General features: G+C 44.9%; 15 protein-coding genes and 1 pseudogene. 15 read left to right on the top strand and 1 reads right to left on the bottom strand.

The features are described from left to right. Positions 1-80 precede the first annotated feature (80 nt). The 12 genes and pseudogenes from mutL (at position 81) to ACYX4M_RS08745 (ending at position 14,582) form a co-directional block, all read left to right on the top strand. Positions 81-1,940, top strand: a complete 1,860-nt coding sequence (gene mutL, locus ACYX4M_RS08690) for a DNA mismatch repair endonuclease MutL (protein ID WP_476082687.1) — start codon at positions 81-83, stop codon at positions 1,938-1,940. After that, a complete protein-coding gene (miaA, locus tag ACYX4M_RS08695) occupies positions 1,924-2,877 on the top strand; it encodes a tRNA (adenosine(37)-N6)-dimethylallyltransferase MiaA (protein WP_476082688.1) in 954 nt (317 codons plus the stop codon). Before mutL ends, miaA begins: the two co-directional genes overlap by 17 nt. Before the next feature lie 78 nt (positions 2,878-2,955). Beyond that, positions 2,956-3,204 (top strand): RNA chaperone Hfq, encoded by a 249-nt coding sequence (gene hfq / locus ACYX4M_RS08700; protein WP_014951092.1) that lies wholly within the window; start codon positions 2,956-2,958, stop codon positions 3,202-3,204. Between the two features lie 17 nt (positions 3,205-3,221). After that, positions 3,222-4,511, top strand: coding sequence for a ribosome rescue GTPase HflX (hflX, locus tag ACYX4M_RS08705; RefSeq protein WP_474829398.1), 1,290 nt, complete (start codon positions 3,222-3,224; stop codon positions 4,509-4,511). Between the two features lie 67 nt (positions 4,512-4,578). Continuing rightward, a complete protein-coding gene (hflK, locus tag ACYX4M_RS08710) occupies positions 4,579-5,730 on the top strand; it encodes an FtsH protease activity modulator HflK (RefSeq protein ID WP_474834562.1) in 1,152 nt (383 codons plus the stop codon). A 5-nt stretch (positions 5,731-5,735) separates the two neighbouring features. Continuing rightward, a complete protein-coding gene (gene hflC, locus ACYX4M_RS08715; protein ID WP_476082689.1) occupies positions 5,736-6,617 on the top strand; it encodes a protease modulator HflC in 882 nt (293 codons plus the stop codon). 293 nt (positions 6,618-6,910) lie between these two features. After that, complete coding sequence (locus ACYX4M_RS08720; protein WP_476082690.1) at positions 6,911-8,512, top strand: AbgT family transporter; 1,602 nt, start codon at positions 6,911-6,913, stop codon at positions 8,510-8,512. A gap of 212 nt (positions 8,513-8,724) precedes the next feature. Beyond that, positions 8,725-9,804, top strand: a complete 1,080-nt coding sequence (hemH, locus tag ACYX4M_RS08725; protein WP_476082691.1) for a ferrochelatase — start codon at positions 8,725-8,727, stop codon at positions 9,802-9,804. 93 nt (positions 9,805-9,897) lie between these two features. Further along, positions 9,898-10,299, top strand: coding sequence for a DUF4112 domain-containing protein (locus ACYX4M_RS08730; protein ID WP_476082692.1), 402 nt, complete (start codon positions 9,898-9,900; stop codon positions 10,297-10,299). A 142-nt stretch (positions 10,300-10,441) separates the two neighbouring features. After that, positions 10,442-11,326: a dioxygenase family protein gene (locus ACYX4M_RS08735; RefSeq protein ID WP_476082693.1), complete on the top strand. Its 885-nt coding sequence runs from the start codon at positions 10,442-10,444 to the stop codon at positions 11,324-11,326. A 151-nt stretch (positions 11,327-11,477) separates the two neighbouring features. Beyond that, positions 11,478-13,119, top strand: a pseudogene (locus ACYX4M_RS08740) (acetolactate synthase large subunit). Positions 13,120-13,151: 32 nt separating this feature from the next. Then, the gene (locus ACYX4M_RS08745; protein WP_476082694.1) at positions 13,152-14,582 is read left to right on the top strand and encodes an aldehyde dehydrogenase family protein; all 1,431 of its coding nucleotides are present in this window, start codon (positions 13,152-13,154) and stop codon (positions 14,580-14,582) included. Positions 14,583-14,723: 141 nt separating this feature from the next. Here the strand turns inward: ACYX4M_RS08745 and ACYX4M_RS08750 are convergent, their stop codons facing one another. After that, positions 14,724-15,089 carry a DUF2237 family protein gene (locus ACYX4M_RS08750; RefSeq protein ID WP_476082695.1) on the bottom strand — a complete coding sequence of 122 codons (366 nt, stop codon included), beginning with the start codon at positions 15,087-15,089 and terminating at the stop codon, positions 14,724-14,726. A gap of 176 nt (positions 15,090-15,265) precedes the next feature. Here ACYX4M_RS08750 and ubiG point away from each other — a divergent pair, with 176 nt between their 5' ends. The 3 genes from ubiG (at position 15,266) to ACYX4M_RS08765 (ending at position 18,237) form a co-directional block, all read left to right on the top strand. Next, entirely contained in the window at positions 15,266-16,015 is a 750-nt protein-coding gene (gene ubiG / locus ACYX4M_RS08755; RefSeq protein ID WP_476082696.1) for a bifunctional 2-polyprenyl-6-hydroxyphenol methylase/3-demethylubiquinol 3-O-methyltransferase UbiG, read from the top strand. Between the two features lie 252 nt (positions 16,016-16,267). Beyond that, positions 16,268-17,242, top strand: a complete 975-nt coding sequence (locus tag ACYX4M_RS08760) for a lipase family alpha/beta hydrolase (protein WP_476082697.1) — start codon at positions 16,268-16,270, stop codon at positions 17,240-17,242. Next, positions 17,242-18,237 carry a lipase secretion chaperone gene (locus ACYX4M_RS08765; protein ID WP_476082698.1) on the top strand — a complete coding sequence of 332 codons (996 nt, stop codon included), beginning with the start codon at positions 17,242-17,244 and terminating at the stop codon, positions 18,235-18,237. Before ACYX4M_RS08760 ends, ACYX4M_RS08765 begins: the two co-directional genes overlap by 1 nt. The last annotated feature ends 149 nt before the right edge of the window (positions 18,238-18,386 follow it).

Genomic DNA, 18,386 nt, shown 5'->3' on the forward strand with positions numbered 1-18,386 from the left:
GTGCTTCCATGCGCTTACATAAAACCTCATTACGAATTCATATAGTGAATACTATACATTGAATACCATAGGGTAGCCCTTTGCCTATACAGCTTTTATCTCCCCAACTCGCTAACCAAATTGCCGCAGGTGAAGTGGTTGAACGTCCAGCATCTGTCGTTAAAGAACTGCTAGAAAATAGTCTTGATGCCGGCGCCACCAAAATAGAGATTGATATTGAAAAAGGTGGCCACAAGCGCATTCGTATAAAAGACAATGGTTCAGGCATTGTGAAAAGTGAACTGCAGTTGGCCTTGAGTCGCCACGCGACAAGTAAAATTTCTACACTCAATGATTTGGAACAAATTCTATCCCTTGGGTTTCGCGGGGAAGCACTCGCTAGTATTAGTTCCGTGAGCCGGTTGACTTTGACATCACGTACAGAGTGTCAAACCGAAGCGTGGCAGGCGTATTGCGAGGGTAGGGAAATGGCAGTAAATGTTCAGCCAGCTGCCCACCCTGTTGGGACCACAATTGATGTGGCAGACCTCTTTTATAATACGCCAGCAAGGCGTAAGTTTTTACGCACCGAAAAAACCGAATTTCAACATATCGAAGACGTTATTAAGCGTATTGCGTTGAGTTATCCAAGGGTTTCTTTCGTTTTAAAGCACAATGACAAAGTAGTAAGACGCTTTATCGCCGATAAAGAAGGTAGCTTATCAACGCGGATCGGCGCCGTAGTTGGGCAGAAGTTTGTTCAAAATGCGGTGCATATAAATACCGAGTATGAAGGTCTTCACATAGACGCGTGGCTAGGCAACGAAGCTATGTTGCGTAGCAGCAACGATTGCCAGTTTAGCTTTGTGAACGGTAGGGGCATGCGTGACAAGCTTATTATGCATGCTATTCGGCAAGCCTATGAGAGTGTCTGGGGAGTTATCGAGCAGCCAAGCTTTGTGGTGTATTTAGATGTTAACCCTAGAGATGTTGATGTGAATGTGCACCCTGCCAAGCATGAAGTTAGGTTTCAACAAGGCAGATTGGTACATGACTTTATCTGTAAAACGGTAAGTGATGCGCTGCATGCCATGACCGAAGAACAGCCTCTGACTGGAATAGACACGGGTTCTGACTTCATGTCTTCCAAAGTAGAGCACGACTACATTCGCCCCCTGCAAGAACAAATGCCTAACAACGCACGCGCTTTTAATGAAGCCACACATTACCCTTCAGGGGCGCATTCTCAAGAAACAGCGCAGGATTACAGCCAACTTCCTAATAATACAAAAGCGTCTTCAGCGGCTGGCTTTAGCGGAGGGCGGAGAGGTGGCGCGACGTCTTTGCAAGGAAGAGGACAAAGTCGAGGGCCAAGCGCCGCGTATCAATCTAGTTATAACGCCCTGATGACGCCAAATGGTGACATTGCTGATGGTGGTGAAGACGAGAAGCGTATTAATGAGCATGTTAACCTTTCTCCTTCATGTAGAATTTATCCAAAATTAGAAAAAATTTACCTTCTTTCTGCAACTAAAGTTGCAAGTATCTGGTTAAGCGAACTATTTTTAAAGGCAGAGCATGGGCAACCCCTTTTGATGCCAGTCGCTGTTTCATTAGACAACGTTGATGAAAAGTTAGTTGAGTTATTAAACGCATCACATTTTGAGATCAACAAAGTCGCCAGCAAATACCGCCTGCAGCAGGTGCCTGCTGGAACAAGGCACTTACCTTGGCTAAAGTGGTTTGAATTTTTCTTATCCATAAAGGGTGCCGGTGAAGCCGGTTCTCTTGAAGAAGCTATGAAATTGCTCGTTTTAAGTGAACAAGTATTAGACGAGGATGTACTTAATACCCTTTGGTACTGGTTGGATCAGCAAAAAGAAGCGAAACAATGGGAAATTATTGAGCAATTTGCTAAAGTGCGCCCCTTAGATTTGGTGCTAGATGTGTGGGGAGAATAACGTGTCCAATGGCATAAATTCTGCATTGCCCGTAATAGCAATTATGGGCCCCACAGCGTCAGGTAAGACGGGTTTGGCGCTAGACATAGCAGCTCAGATAGATAGTGAAATCATTAGTGTGGATTCAGCCCTTGTATACAAAGGCATGGATATAGGCACAGCAAAACCGACGCAGGAAGAGCAAGCGGGAGTAGTGCACCACTTAATTGATATTATCGACCCAGCAGATAGCTATTCGGTGTCGCAGTTTGTAAACGATACGAACGGGCTTATTGGCGATATTTTAGCGAGAGGCAAGGTGCCAATTTTGGCTGGAGGTACAATGATGTACTTTAATGCCTTGATAAATGGAATTTCGCCACTACCTAAGTCAAATGAAAAGATACGAGATGATATAACACAACAGGCACAACGCTTGGGTTGGTCTAAATTACACGATGAATTACGTGGTGTAGACCCAATCAGTGGTGAGAGAATCCACCCCAACGACCCACAGCGTATTACTCGTGCTCTGGAAGTGTACAGAAGTACCGGCAAGACGTTGACATATTGGCAACAACAAAAGGGTGAAAAGTGCCCTTATAACATTGCACAATTTGCCATAGCGCCCACAGACAGGGCAGTGTTGCACGAACGAATCGCGACCAGATTCGACACGATGTTAGAGCAAGGGTTCGAAAAAGAGGTATTGAAACTCTATGAGCGTAGTGATCTACATGAAGAATTACCTTCTATACGTTCAGTAGGGTACAGACAAATGTGGCAGTACCTAGACGGCGAGTTGAGTTACGCAGAAATGCGTGAAAGAGGTATTATCGCTACAAGGCAGCTTGCCAAGCGCCAGCTCACGTGGTTACGGGGGTGGGAGCAGGTTACATGGCTTGACACATTTGCTAACGATAATTTGATTAAAATTACAGCGAAATTCACACTTTAAGTATTTTAGTGTGGTATATATTAGACGTGCAGTGATAGTTCAATTTCTATCATGAATAATAAAAACTAAGGATATCAAATGGCTAAAGGGCAATCTTTACAAGACCCATTCTTGAACGCTTTGCGTAAGGAACGTATTCCAGTATCAATTTATCTGGTAAACGGTATTAAACTTCAGGGGCAGGTTGAATCATTCGACCAGTTCGTTATTTTACTGAAGAACACAGTAAGCCAAATGGTGTATAAGCACGCGATTTCTACTGTTGTTCCAGCACGCGCTATCACTATGCCTAGCGCCGGAGATTCTGAAAATACTAAAGGTGAATAATTTAAAAGGTAACGCGCTTGTTTGACCGTTATGAAGCCGGTGAACAGGCTGTACTTGTTCATGTTAATTTTTCCGACGAGAACAGTAAAGAAGACTTAAGTGAGCTTGAATTACTTGTGTCTTCAGCAGGGGTAAATGCGGTCGAGGTCATCACGACGTCACGCAGTGCGCCTCATGCTAAGTTTTTTGTTGGTTCAGGTAAGGCAGAGGAAATAGCAGCAGCAGTAAAAGCACACGATGCTAACGTTGTTATTTTCAACCACGCGCTTTCTCCTTCTCAGGAGCGTAATTTAGAAGCGGTGTGTAAATGCCGGGTGTTAGATAGAACTGGGCTTATTCTCGATATTTTCGCGCAGCGCGCGCGAACTCACGAAGGTAAGTTACAGGTTGAACTAGCCCAGTTGAGACATATCTCAACGCGTCTTATCAGAGGATGGACTCACCTTGAGCGTCAAAAAGGTGGTATTGGTCTTCGCGGTCCAGGTGAGACACAGCTAGAAACTGACCGTCGATTACTTCGTGGTCGTATTAAAGCCATTCTTCGTCGTTTGGAAAAAGTGCAAAAGCAGCGTGAGCAGGGTCGTCGCTCTCGCAAACGCGCTGAAATACCAACGGTATCCTTAGTTGGCTATACGAATGCGGGAAAATCGACGCTATTTAACACCATTACCGACTCTCACGTTTACGCTGCCGACCAGTTGTTCGCAACGCTAGATCCTACGTTACGTAAAATCGAGTTAAAAGATGTTGGCCCCGCAATATTGGCCGATACGGTTGGTTTTATTCGTCACCTTCCCCACGACCTAGTTGCCGCATTTAAAGCAACGCTTCAAGAGACACAAGAGGCAGACTTACTGCTTCATGTTGTCGACATTGCCGATGCTAAATATCGTGAAACCATGGACGAAGTGAACGACGTACTTGAAGAAATTGAAGCGGGTGACATTCAACAATTACTAATCTGTAATAAGATTGATAAACTAGACGACGTTCAGCCGCGTATAGAAAGAAATGACGAAGGCGTACCCGTTAGAGTGTGGTTGTCTGCACAAACGGGCGAAGGGACGGAATTGTTGAGCCAAGCTTTAACTGAATGTTTAGCAAAAAGCATGGTGAACTATACGTTGAAGATTCCACCTGCACAAAGTCAATTGCGCGGCGTGTTGTACGAGCTAAACTGTATTGCAAGTGAAGAATACGACAGTCAGGGAGACTGGGTAGTTGATGTAAGAATGCCCTCTGCCGACTGGAACAGGCTTGAAAAACGTCTGGAAAACGGAATATCAGAGTATGTTGTGCGACATTAAGCAGTGTTAAATACTGCATTGAGCATGCAAAATTCAAAAATATAACAGTAATCTATGGAGTATCAGCATGGCTTGGAATGAGCCGGGTGGCAATAATAACGACCCGTGGAAGAATCGCGGTGGGAAAGAGCAAGGTCCCCCAGATTTGGACGATGTTTTTAAAAACTTATTTGGTAAGTTTGGAAAGTCAGGTGGCAACGGTGGTGGCTCGGGCAAAAGCCTAGGCGGCATCGGTGCTGGTATTCTAGTAGGTTTACTTGTCGTGATCTGGTTTATTAGTGGTTTTTATACCATTCGTGAGGCTGAACGCGGTGTAGTACTTCGTTTCGGCGAGTATCATCAGCAGGTAGAACCAGGTCTTCGCTGGGCTCCTACGTTCATCGACTCTGTTATACCTGTCGATGTTCAGTCAATACGCGATCAATCTTCATCAGGCTCTATGCTTACTGAAGATGAGAACGTAGTGAGCGTTCAAATGGAAATGCAGTTCCGCGTTGTTGACCCATACCGTTGGACGTTTGCCGTTGAAAGCCCTGAGCAAAGCTTAAGTCAGTCTCTTGATAGCGCTATCCGTTATGTAGTTGGACATTCTACAATGGATGACGTATTAACCGACGGACGTGAAGTAACCCGTCAACGGGTGTGGGAAGAACTTCAATCGATTATCGAACCATACAACATGGGGGTATCTATCATTGATATGAACTTCCGTGATGCTCGCCCTCCTGAGCAAGTTAAAGATGCATTTGATGATGCCATCGCTGCGCAGGAAGACGAACAGCGCTTCATTCGTGAAGCAGAAGCTTATGCAAGAGAAATTGAGCCTCGTGCACGTGGTCAAGTAAACCGCATGAACGAAGAAGCACAAGCCTATAAAGAGCGCGTGACGTTAGAGGCACAAGGTGAAGTGGCTCGATTTGAAGAGCTACTCCCGCAATACGAGCGTGCACCTCAAGTTACTCGAGAGCGTATTTACCTTGAAACTATGGAAGAGGTACTTAGCAGTACTAGCAAAATCATGGTTGATAGCAAAGGTGGCAACAACATGATGTATCTCCCGCTAGATAAAATCATGGAACGTCAGCAATCTACGAATAACAAAAATACGCGTAATACGCTGGAAGGCTTACAAGCACCAGTAACCGACGCTAATGGCCGCAGCCGCAACAGTTCGCCAAGTTCAGGCTTGCGCGGCGACAGCTACAGAGAGGGGAGATAAGCACAATGAAGAATTTGTTAATTGCAGTATTTGTTCTTCTTGTAATGCTTGCATCAGGCTCACTGTTTGCAGTTAAAGAAGGCGAACGCGCCATCGTTATTCAGTTTGGTAAAGTGCAAAGAGACGACGCCACTGGCGACACGAAAGTGTTCGAACCGGGTCTTCACTTTAAACTACCGTTTATCGATTCAGTACGTGTACTTGATGCGCGTATTCAAACGCTAGATGGCTCACCAGATCGCTTCGTAACAAGCGAGAAGAAAGATCTTATCGTTGACTCTTACGTTAAGTGGCGTATTGACGATTTTGCGCGTTACTACCTGTCAACAGGCGGTAACAAGCTTCAAGCCGAAGCACTACTTAAGCAAAAAGTGAACAACGGTCTACGTTCAGAGTTTGGTACACGTACCATTGCGCAGATTGTTTCTGGCGAGCGTTCTGCATTAATGAACCAGGCAATGGAACAGGCGTCTACGTCATCAGACGAGCTAGGTATTGAAATTGTTGACGTACGCGTTAAGCAAATTAACCTACCTACTGAAGTGAGCAACTCTATCTTCCAACGTATGCGCGCAGAGCGTGCTGCTGTTGCTCGTGAGCACCGCTCAGAAGGTCAGGAACAAGCTGAGGTAATCAAAGCTAACATTGACGCGAAAGTGACAGTAATGCTGGCAGATGCCGAGCGTAATGCCCGCCAGTTGCGTGGTGAGGGTGATGCGATTGCGGCACAAATTTACGCTGACGCTTACTCAAAAAATGCAGATTTCTACAGCTTCTTGCGTAGTATGGATGCATATAAAGAAAGCTTTAACAGCAAACAAGACGTTATGGTAATAGCGCCGGACAGTGACTTCTTTAAGTATATGAATCAGTCTAGCGGCAACTAAAAACCAAATGTTTTTATGAATATGAAGGCCAGTCTTTTAGACTGGCTTTTTTACACCCTCTCAAAAAGTAACTTACTGATACAAAGTGGTTATTTGTGATTGCACAAGGCCAAGTTAGTAAAGTGTACAGTAAGTTAACCCCTCATTTTCCCTATCCACTGCCAAATTTTCACTATATCGGGTAAAATACCGCCCGAATATTATTAAAACACGTCACCATTAAGTACAAAGTTATCGCCTTCCCAGCGTTAACTTTGATGTAGTAGGCGTAAATAAACGACAGAGGGAAAATTTTGACAACGGAAAACAAAAATACAGCGTCTGCCGATAATAACGGCGGACAGAGTGGGTTATTCTCGCGATTTCTCGCTACGGTTGAATGGTTAGGAAACCTACTTCCGCACCCGGTAACGTTATTTGCGCTGCTTTCACTTTTCATCGTGGTATTAAGCGGCATATTAGGTTATTTCGACCTTGCTGTTGCCGATCCTCGCCCTGTTGGTGCGAAGGGCCGTGAAGAAGACGGCATGATTGAAGTAATATCCTTGATGAGCGCAGAAGGTTTGCAGCGGATAGTTACGGGGTTGGTCACTAACTTTACCGGGTTCGCACCACTAGGCACCGTGCTCGTTGCCCTTCTTGGTGTATCGGTAGCAGAACATTCGGGCCTTTTGTCGGCAGCAATGCGCGCGTTAGTTATGAACGCCTCAAAACGCGCTGTAACCTTTGCTATTGTCTTTGCGGGCATTATATCAAATACGGCCTCTGAACTTGGTTACGTGGTACTTATTCCGCTCGCAGCAATGATTTTCCACTCTCTAGGACGTCACCCGCTAGCCGGCCTTGCTGCGGCTTTTGCTGGTGTCTCTGCAGGTTATAGTGCAAATCTATTGTTAGGTACGGTTGACCCACTGTTGTCGGGTATCACAGAAGCCGCTGCTCACATGATAGACCCTGACTACGCGGTTGGCCCAGAAGTTAACTGGTACTTTATGTTTATCAGTACTTTTGTAGTTGCCACTATGGGGGCACTAGTTACTGAAAAAGTGGTAGAGCCAAGACTGGGCAAGTTTGATCCATCTGAGGCGTCAATAGAACTAGGCAAGCAATCTATGGATGCGCCCACAGATTTGGAAAAGAAGGGCTTGCGTTGGGCGGGAATATCTTTTGCCCTAGTTTGTGCAATCCTTGCGTTAACGGTAGTACCTGAAAATGGTATTTTACGTCACCCAGAGACAGGTGAAGTAGCGGGCTCTCCGTTCCTTAAGGGGATTGTTGCTTTCATCTTCATTACCTTTGCTATTCCAGGCTTTGTTTACGGTAAAGTGACCAAGTCGATGAAAAACGACAAAGATGTTATTGATGCCATGTCTAAAAGCATGGGGGCAATGGGTCTTTATATTACGTTAGTATTCTTTGCTGCACAATTTGTTGCGTTTTTCAAATGGACAAACCTAGGCACAGTATTAGCCGTTAAAGGTGCTGCGTTGTTACAAGCGGCAGGGTTAGATGGCCCAGCGGTGTTTATTCTGTTCATTTTGATGTGTGGTGTAGTGAACCTGTCGCTAGGAAGTGCATCAGCACAATGGGCGGTAACAGCACCTATTTTTGTGCCAATGCTTATGCTCATAGGCTACGCGCCTGAAGTGATTCAAGCTGCATACCGTATTGGTGATTCAGTCACAAACGTTATCGCACCTATGATGAGTTATTTCGGACTAATCTTGGCCATGGCTGCAAGGTACAAGAAAGACTTGGGAATGGGCACGCTCATTGCCATGATGCTGCCTTACTCAATGGTGTTTATCGTAGGTTGGACAATTTTGTTCTACATTTGGGTGTTCCTACTCGGTATGCCGGTAGGCCCGGGCGCAGCGACTTACTATCAGCCTTAAATAGATAGCTTTACGCGCTGCCACGCGCTTAATGCGGCAGTAAACTAAACAAGCGGCATGTGTTTTTGAAAAGTATTTTCGAACATGTGCCGCTTTTTTAATGCCTAAAATCTATTAGTACAATCGCACTTTTTTGGCGTTATCGCAGATCATAATCTAAGGTAATTCAGTATAATACGGATATAGCGCAGTACTTCTCGGACTATGAATACATGAAATACAAATCAAACAAAGGCTTTACCCACGGGCAATCAGATAAAATTGGTGTACTAGTTACGAATCTGGGAACACCAGAAGCGCCAACTAAACAGGCACTACGTCCCTATTTAAAAGAGTTTTTGTCAGACCCTCGCGTGGTGGAAGTGCCTAAAGCGATCTGGTGGTTTGTATTAAATGGCATCATTTTGAATATTCGCCCTAAGCGTTCGGCAGAGGCTTACTCTACTGTGTGGACCGAAGAAGGTTCGCCGCTAATGGCTATTACGAAAGCACAAGCATCAGCGATTGCAGAACGTTGTAAAGCGCAATACGGCGATGATGTGATTGTTGACTTTGCAATGCGCTACGGTAAACCTGCTATAAGCAACACCGTCGATGCTATGTTGGCAAAAGGCGTACGCAAGCTTGTAGTGCTTCCGCTCTATCCCCAATACAGCGCATCAACAACTGGCTCTACCTTTGATGCTATTGCAAAAGACTTTATGTCTCGCCGATGGCTTCCCGAGTTTCGTTTTGTTAATCACTACCACGACCGCGACAATTTTATTACCGCACTAGCCAATAAAGTAAAAGCACATTGGGAAGTACATGGCCGCGCAGACAGACTTATTTTGTCTTATCACGGTATTCCAAAGCGCTACTTAATGAACGGCGACCCTTATCACTGTGAATGCCATAAAACATCACGCTTGCTTGCCGAAAAGCTGGGGCTTTCACACGACGAGTATATGACAACTTTTCAGTCTCGTTTTGGTCGTGAAGAGTGGTTAACACCGTATACAGATGAAACATTGAAATCATTACCTGAAAAAGGGGTTAAATCGATTCAGGTTATGTGCCCCGGTTTTTCAGCCGACTGCTTAGAAACTATTGAAGAAATTGGCGAAGAGAATCGCGAATACTTCATGGAAGCAGGGGGCGAGCGTTATGAATACATAGCTGCATTAAACAGTGATGAAGAACACATTGATGTGTTGTTTGACATAGTGCAAGAAAACCTTCATGGCTGGGCCGTAGAATCTGACAATGGTTTGCGCGCAGGATTAGCAAGAGCGTTAGGCGCTGAAAAGTAGCGTTTGAAAAGCTGACAGTAAACGTTTCGAGGAAAACCAATAGGGAAATCACCCTTGGTGGCGCATTTATTAGATTAAAAGGGAGATAAGTTCGTGGAAGGAAAAGCACCAAAGGCATTACTTAAAGCGCAAAAACTGGCGAACTTGCTGGATACTGCTGTAAAACTCCCTTTTATCCCAATAAGAATAGGCTTGGATTCAATCGTGGGCCTTATCCCAGGAGCCGGTGACGCGCTGATGCTCTTCGTTTCACTTCGAATAGTTTGGCTGGGAAAATCATTGGGTATGCCCAAAGCGTTAATAGCTCAAATGGTAAAAAATTCAGCAATCGACTTTGGCTTAGGTTTTATTCCATTTGTTGGCGACATCGTGGATATATTCTATAAAGCCAACCAAAAAAATGTTCGTATTATGGAGCGCTGGTGGGTAAGCGAAAATAAACATGAGGTAGATAAAGTAACACAGAAGGCGCTATCCGAATGGAGTGCTGAATAACCTAGGTTTAATTACCCAAATACCTGCGCTTTTTTCACTTTGCTTATTTACTGTGTAAAGCTACGTAAAGCTTGAGTAAATAAGAGAACCTTGTCCTTTAGCTAAATGTCTTTTTTGCAAAGACAACCAAGGGCAACGTACGATGACATCAAACAAATTAACGGAAGAGCCGCTAAAGCGACGCAGCTTTATGAAAACAGCGGTGGGACTTACATTGGCTCCTATTGCTATCGGATTGTGGGGGTGTGGAGGTTCCAATTCCGCCTCTGACAGTTCCACAACATCTAACTCCTCATCTTCCAATAACAACACCGATTCAAATACAGAATCAGAAGAAGATTTTGACGGTTGGGCAAGCGGTGGCACGTCAACTATGACATCAGATTTTCCAGACGATAGTTTATTTGACACTGCTTCTGTATGCAGTGTGGCTCTCACAGGTTCTCAAACGGAAGGCCCGTGCTATTTTCAAAGCGACTATCTTGACGACATATCATATGAGCAAACAGGTTTGCCGATGATGTTGTGTCTTCAGTTAATTGATGAAGCGTGTAATCCCCTATCGGGTTATGAAATTGAAGTATGGCATTGCGATGTAGATGGCATTTATTCAGGAGATACCAGTGATAGTGCCGATGCCAGCGGATTTAATTCGGCATTTTGCACGGGAAATGAAGTGGATGCATTAAGTGCGAAGTGGTTCAGAGGTATTGCGGTGACAGATGCTAGCGGAAGAATAAACCTAAAAAGCTGTTTTCCCGGCTGGTACAGCAGCCGAGCTATCCACATCCATTTTCGTATACGTCGCAACAATACTGATCAATTGGTTTCTCAATTTGGCTTTTCCGATAGCTTTTGCCAAGACATTTGTACCAATCATCCCGACTACAGTCACCGGGGTGAGCCAGACACGTTGCTGGGGCAAGATACAGTGTTTGGCAGTGACTATAATGAATATACATTTAGTGTGTCACAAAACGAAGATGGGTCTTTGCTCGCATACAAGCGCATAATAATCAGTGATTAGACTTCCTTTTTCTCTCCTATACTTTATTTTTTAACATGCCCGTTAGCAACGGGCATTTTATTACGCACAGTAAACCCATTCGCAGCATTGTTTCGTAGCACAACTAATAAGAACTTTATTTTCTGCTCAAATTACAAGGAGCGTGCAGCACATGAAAGCGTCCGATTTATTTGTTAAAGCGTTAGAAGCAGAAGGCGTGGAATACGTCTTTGGTATCCCAGGTGAAGAAAACCTCGACTTACTTGAGTCGTTGCGCGAGTCCTCTATTAAACTGGTGCTGACTCGTCATGAGCAAGGCGCTGGCTTTATGGCTGCTACTTACGGCAGGCTCACCGGAAAAGTGGGAGTGTGCCTTTCGACCTTAGGGCCTGGGGCCACTAATCTAGTTACTCCCGCGGCTTATGCTCAACTTGGCGCTATGCCAATGTTGATGATTACTGGGCAAAAGCCGATCAAAACCAGCAAACAAGGTCGCTTTCAAGTTATCGACATCGTCGACATGATGCGACCCATCACCAAATTTACCAATCAAGTTGTTAGTGGAGATAGAATTCCTTCAACGGTTCGAGAAGCTTTTCCGTCTTGCTTCTGAAGAGCGACCTGGAGCGGTACATATCGAGTTACCCGAAGATATAGCAGCAGAGCAAACCAACGCACAGATATTAACGCCAAGCAGTACGCGAAGACCGATAGCTGAATATAAAGCGATTGCTTCTGCAGTCACGATGATAGAAGAAGCGCAGTTTCCGCTCTTGCTTATAGGCGCAGGGGCAAATCGCAAGCTTACAGCAAAAATGCTAAGGGAGTTTGTTGATAAAACCTGTATACCCTTTGTTACTACACAAATGGGTAAGGGCGTGCTTAATGAAAGCGATCCCCGCTTTGCTGGGAATACGGCATTATCTGATGGTGACTTTGTGCATCGTGCGATAGAACGGGCTGACCTTATTATCAACGTAGGCCACGATGTGGTAGAAAAGCCACCGTTCTTCATGCACCACAACGATAAAAAAGTGATTCATGTCAACTTTGATTCGGCTGCCGTAGACCCTGTTTACTTCCCGCAACTCGAAGTAGTTGGAGATATTGCTAACAGCATCTGGCAAATAAAGGAAGGCATTACTCCCCAAGACAGTTGGAAACTCGACTTCTACAAAGATGTGCATCAAGCCTATGTAGACCACCGTGCTGAAGCAGAAGACGATAATCGATTCCCTATCTTACCAGAACGTCTTGTACGCGATATTCGTAAAGTTATGCCTGATAACGGCATTGTTACGTTAGACAACGGCGTATATAAAATATGGTTTGCCCGAAATTACCCCGCATATCATCCGAATACCCTGCTTTTAGATAACGCACTGGCTTCAATGGGAGCCGGTTTGCCCTCAGCGATCGCTGCAAAACTCGTTAACCCAGATGCGCCCGTGTTAAGTGTATGTGGTGACGGCGGCTTTATGATGAATAGCCAAGAAATTGAGACCGCCGTCAGGCTTAAGCTAGACCTTGTGGTGATCATCTTGCGTGATGACGCGTACGGAATGATTAAGTGGAAACAAGCAAACATGCAGTTCGATGAGTTTGGTTTAGATTATGGCAACCCCAACTTTGTTAAGTACGCACAAAGTTACGGTGCACAGGGCTGGAGAGTTGACGACGCGGATGTACTTATTCACTTAGTTGATAAGTGTTTGAACACAAAAGGCGTACATATTATCGATTGTCCAGTTGATTACAGTATGAATGACAAAACACTAAATCATACGATTAAAGAGCTTAGCGCCAAGCTTTAAGCCAAACGTAACAGAAAGGTAAGGAGTAAAAAATGTTGAAGGAAAGCTATCCCTATTATTTAGCGAGTGAACCACATTATGCCAATACCGACTTGGACGTAACCAATAAATACACCGGAGAGGTAGCAACCAAGGTGGCGATGGCCGATGCGGATACCATCGATAAGGCCATTGCTGCAGCAGAAGAAGCGCAGCCTGCGATGGCCGCCATGGCTCCTTTCGAAAGACAAGCGGTGCTAGAGCACTGTGTGAAGCGCTTTACCGAAAGAGCCAATGAGTTGGCACAAGCGCTTTGTATAGAGGCTGGTAAGCCAATTAAAGACGCTAAGGGCGAAGTCAGCCGCCTTATCGATACCTTCAAAATAGCGGCAGAAGAATCAGTGCGTATTAACGGCGAGGTGGTGAATTTAGAAATCTCGGCGCGCGCCAAAGGTTATCAGGGCATGACCAAGAAAGTCCCTATAGGTCCATGTTCATTTATATCGCCGTTTAACTTTCCTCTGAATTTGGCTGCGCACAAGGTGGCGCCTGCAATCGCAGCAGGCTGTACCTTTGTACTTAAGCCTGCCTCGCGAACTCCTATTGGTGCGCTCATTATCGGCGAAGTATTGGCAGAAACCGATCTGCCCAAAGGGGCGTTTTCAATTCTGCCGTGTAGCCGTGATGGTGCTGATTTGTTTACCACAGACGAAAGACTAAAGCTGCTTAGCTTCACAGGTTCACCTGATGTGGGCTGGGCGCTGAAAGCAAAAGCAGGAAAGAAGCCTGTGGTATTGGAGCTTGGCGGTAATGCAGCCTGCGTAATTGATGAAGATGCAGACATTGAAGACGCTATCGACCGCGTGATTGTTGGGGCTTACTATCAGTCTGGTCAAAGCTGTATCAGTGTTCAGCGCCTCTTAGTGCATAGTAAAATATATGATGAATTTAAATCACGCTATGTAGAAAAAGTAAAAGCATTGGTGTCTGGTGACCCTTCAAACGAAGATACTTTCATAGGCCCCATGATTTCTGAAGGCGAAGCTGAACGCTTACACGGTTGGATTACAGAGGCCAAAGAAAAGGGCGCAACTATCCTGTGTGGCGGTACTCGCGAAGGGGCAATGCTTGAAGCTACGATTATGGAAAACGTGCCCAAAGACTGTGATGCCAGTGCCGAAGAGGCGTTTGGCCCGCTATCTATCCTAGAGCCTTTCGACAACTACGACGACGCGCTTAAAGAAGTAAATAACAGTCGTTACGGACTTCAAGCTGGTGTATTTACTCGCGATATTTATAAAGCACATAAAGCTTGGGATAAGCTGGAAGTGGGCGGCGTTGTTATTGGCGATGTGCCTAGCTGGCGTGTGGATAACATGCCTTACGGTGGTGTTAAAGATTCAGGGCTAGGTCGTGAGGGTATTCGCTACGCGATAGAGGATATGTCTGAGACCCGACTTATGGTTATTCGAACGCCCCAGTAAGCTAAGAAAGCTTTTTATTAATAAATAAAAAGAGCATGTTTAGGCAAACATGCTCTTTTTTATGATTAGTTTCATCAACCAATATTTGGTTTGAAATGCTCTCGTTGAAGCACGTCAATGGAAGGTATTTTGTTCAACCCCTTAGTTTTTGTCAGCTGCATATTCTTCCAATAAAGAAAGCGGAATAATATCTAGGGCTTTTTCATGGGTAGCTTCCAGTCGCACCTTGGGCGCCACACCGGCTTCGTAAGCCTCTAACCAACGAGCAGCGCACAGGCACCACCTATCACCGTCGAGTAGACCGGGGAAAGACATACTAGCCCATGGTGTTATCAAATCGTTACCCTGTCGCAAGGAAAACTGTAGAAATTCATCGCTAACCACAGCGCATACACTGTGATTGCCCACATCAGCATCGGGTACATAGCAAAAACCTTCACGGGTAAACCCCGTATTTCCACAGCACAGCTGCAGCGGTCGACCATATACATTTTTTGCGTTTGCCAAAATCAGAACCCTCTTTCACAACGTATATTCTTATAATGTGTTTTTATCTAGGTGCCTATTTAGAAATATAAAGGTGTACGTTTTAAATGCTCACCCTAATGTATTCACCTTATGACCCTGAATGATAGGGGTCAATAGAAAAGCACTAGTGTACTTACGTTTAAAGGTAAAAAATCGTGCTCGATAAAAGTAAAAAAACCGGGGACACAAACTTTTCTGAAGAAGAAATTTCGCGCTTTGACTCACTGGCAGAGTCATGGTGGGACCCCAACGGCAAATATAAAACAGCCCTTGAGTTTAATCGAGCGCGCCTGAATGTCATTAAAGCGCAAATAGAAAATCATTTCGGCAAAGGTAACCTCCCACCGGATTATTCATCTTTGTCTATTGTGGATATAGGTAGCGGCGGCGGGCTTATTAGCGAGCCCTTGGCCAAGCTTGGCGCGAAGGTAACGGGCATTGATGCAAGTGCAGTAAGTGTGGAAGTGGCAAAACGCCATGCTGAAAAAAGTGGTGTATCGGTAACCTATAAGCACATGTTGTCCAGTGAACTAGTTAAAGAAGCACAACAATATGACATTGTTATAAACGCTGAAGTGGTAGAGCATGTGCCTGATCAGCAGCAGTTAATTGATGAATGCGCTAGCTTAGTCAAACCTGGCGGGTTGCTTATTCTTGCTACTTTAAACCGAACTATTAAGAGCTACGTGATTGCTATTGTAGGCGCCGAATATGTCATGCGCTATTTACCCGTGGGAACTCATGATTGGCGAAAGTTTGTAAAACCTGGTGAATTAGAAAAATGGGTTGGTGAAGACTTTACGCTGAAGCATCAGGTAGGTATGAAACTCAACCCAGTCAAAGGAAAGTGGCTAACCACTTCAAGCCTTGCTGTAAACTATATTCAGGCCTATTGCAGAAGTTGATAGAGATTTATTAGTTGTGTTTATGGTTTGTATGTCGAGTGAAAATGGTATGGGCGAGCATACTTTTTTGTGAGCGCTATCTAGCTGAATTTAATGGTTATTGGCGATCAGCTGACGACGAAAGTTATATATTTGTGCTGATATTCCTTGTTAAATTTTCAACACAAAGGTTGATCTTTACAGTGTGTTTACATAATTATAACAAAGGTCTGACCACAGACCAGAATATCATAATTATGAGGCACACACACGATGAGAAAATCCAAAAATAATAGAGCAAGGAATGCTCTCATTGTTACTCTGCTTGCCATAACAGGCGCTGTCAGTTCATTAGTTGGAGGGGCAGGACAAGCCTTCGCAGGAACATACGCAAAAACTGAGCACCCCATAGTATTAGTCCACGGTCTGTTCGGTTTTGAAGACATACTCTTTGTTGATTACTTCTACAAGGTTCCACATAAACTTAGCCGTAACGGCGCTGTGGTATACATTGCTGAAGTCTCACCAGCAAATTCCACGGAAGTGCGCGGCGAGCAGTTGCTTGAGTATATTGACGAAGTACTCGCCCTATCAGGCGCAGACAAAGTGAATCTTATTGGGCATAGTCATGGCGGCCCAACGGCACGTTACGCCGCAAGTGTGGCACCAGAAAAAGTCGCTTCGGTTAGTTCTGTTGCGGGTGTTAATTGGGGCAGCAAAGTCGCAGATGAACTGCGGGATGCTCTAGCTGAGGACTCACTGGGAGAAAAGGCAACGGGTACGGTGGTAAATGCGTTCGCTAACCTTATTGAAATAGCGTCTGGTTCTGACCCTAGAGATAAGCCAACTGATTCAGTTGCAGCGTTGAACTCACTCTCAACAGAAGGCTCGGTGGCTTTTAACAAAAAATATCCTGAAGGCATGCCAACCGCTTACTGTCGCAACGACGGTAAAATGTTGGCTGAAAATGGCGTGTACTATTTCTCATGGAGCGGCGGAAGAACCTATACCAATGCTCTAGACGTTGTTGACCCTTTCCTAGCTATTACTGGCACTGCGTTTAAAGAGCCAAACGACGGTCTAGTATCAACTTGTAGTTCCCACTTAGGTAAAGTGCTTAAAGACAATTATAAAATGAACCACCTAGATGAGGTGAACCAAAGTTTTGGTATAACTCATTGGTTTGAAACCGACCCGGTAGATGTGTTTGTCCGTCAGGCTAATCGTCTTAAGAGACTGGGCTTGTAGTGGCGAAAGGTAAAGTACACCATGGGTACCCAATACTCACAGGGCTATTTGCTCTGTTGGTATTGGGTATTATTTTTTATTTTCAATTTACATCTGACACCAAAGAATTTAGTGCAGTGTCTTACTCCGAACGGCTGGAAGTTAGCAAGCAAAAAGAAACCAGTGAAATGCTTGGCGAGAACGGAACGACGCACAAAGAGGCAGATGAAAGCGCCAATATTCAAAACGAAGCAGCAAGGGCAAATAAAAGCCTTATTTCCTTTGAGCTTAACTATTCAACCAAAGACGCTTTCGATCGCTTTATATTTACGCGTACAACAGACGACCCGCAAATCGTTAAGTTTGCTTATACCAACTACGTTAGGACTGTATTTACACCAACTACCCAGGCGGTGGCGTCTGACTTATTTACCCGTTATGTGGATTATAAAGTGGCGCTTTCTTCCATCGAAACAGAAGTCGACTTGGCTACTCATAGTTTGCAGGACGTGTCTTATAAGCTTGATGAGCGCGAAAAGATAAGACGCACTTACTTCAACGACACCGAATACGGCTATTTATTTAGCCAAGAAGCGCAAGCTGACGAAGCAGCACTGGAGCGCTTGCGTATCGCCCAAGAAAATGCGCTACCCAGAAAGGAAAGAAAAGCGTTAATCGTTGCTTCTATCAAAGCAGGGAATGAAGCCGAACGGGAAGCCTTTCAGCCAACGCTTAATATGCATCGCATCAACGAGATAAAACGCGGCTATAGCGATATTAGCGACCGCTATAACGCTGTGGCGGCCGAGTTTGGTAGTGCAGTGGCAGACCGCTTCGCGAAAACCTGGGAAAAGCAGGCACAATGGGAAAGCAAAATTGCAGATTATCAGGCGTTTCGCGAAAGCCTATCGCAGCAGGCACTTTCGCCGAGCGAGGCAGAGGATGCCCAGCGCGAATACCTGTCTGCACGCTTTACTGATAATGAAATAAAACGTCTTAAGGTGATTACGGGCTAATAACTAATGATCGGACCCCAATACTGGCTTTTCATTGTTTTTCAGTATTTAAAAATACCCAAGAGGTATAACCATAAAAGAACTGAATAGTTCTGTGCATAGACAGAGTGATTTGAAAGCGGTATGTGCAATTACTAATCTAGAACCAA

The organism is Alteromonas sp. ABV4_150 (genome assembly GCF_056311745.1).

Excerpts from the sequence above, each read along its gene's own strand:
- ACYX4M_RS08745 (WP_476082694.1), top strand. The coding sequence starts at position 13,152 with ATGTTGAAGGAAAGCTATCCCTATTATTTAGCGAGTGAACCACATTAT.
- miaA (WP_476082688.1), top strand. The coding sequence starts at position 1,924 with ATGTGTGGGGAGAATAACGTGTCCAATGGCATAAATTCTGCATTGCCC.
- ACYX4M_RS08735 (WP_476082693.1), top strand. The coding sequence starts at position 10,442 with ATGACATCAAACAAATTAACGGAAGAGCCGCTAAAGCGACGCAGCTTT.
- hemH (WP_476082691.1), top strand. The coding sequence starts at position 8,725 with ATGAAATACAAATCAAACAAAGGCTTTACCCACGGGCAATCAGATAAA.
- ACYX4M_RS08760 (WP_476082697.1), top strand. The coding sequence starts at position 16,268 with ATGAGAAAATCCAAAAATAATAGAGCAAGGAATGCTCTCATTGTTACT.
- hfq (WP_014951092.1), top strand. The coding sequence starts at position 2,956 with ATGGCTAAAGGGCAATCTTTACAAGACCCATTCTTGAACGCTTTGCGT.
- hflC (WP_476082689.1), top strand. The coding sequence starts at position 5,736 with ATGAAGAATTTGTTAATTGCAGTATTTGTTCTTCTTGTAATGCTTGCA.
- hflK (WP_474834562.1), top strand. The coding sequence starts at position 4,579 with ATGGCTTGGAATGAGCCGGGTGGCAATAATAACGACCCGTGGAAGAAT.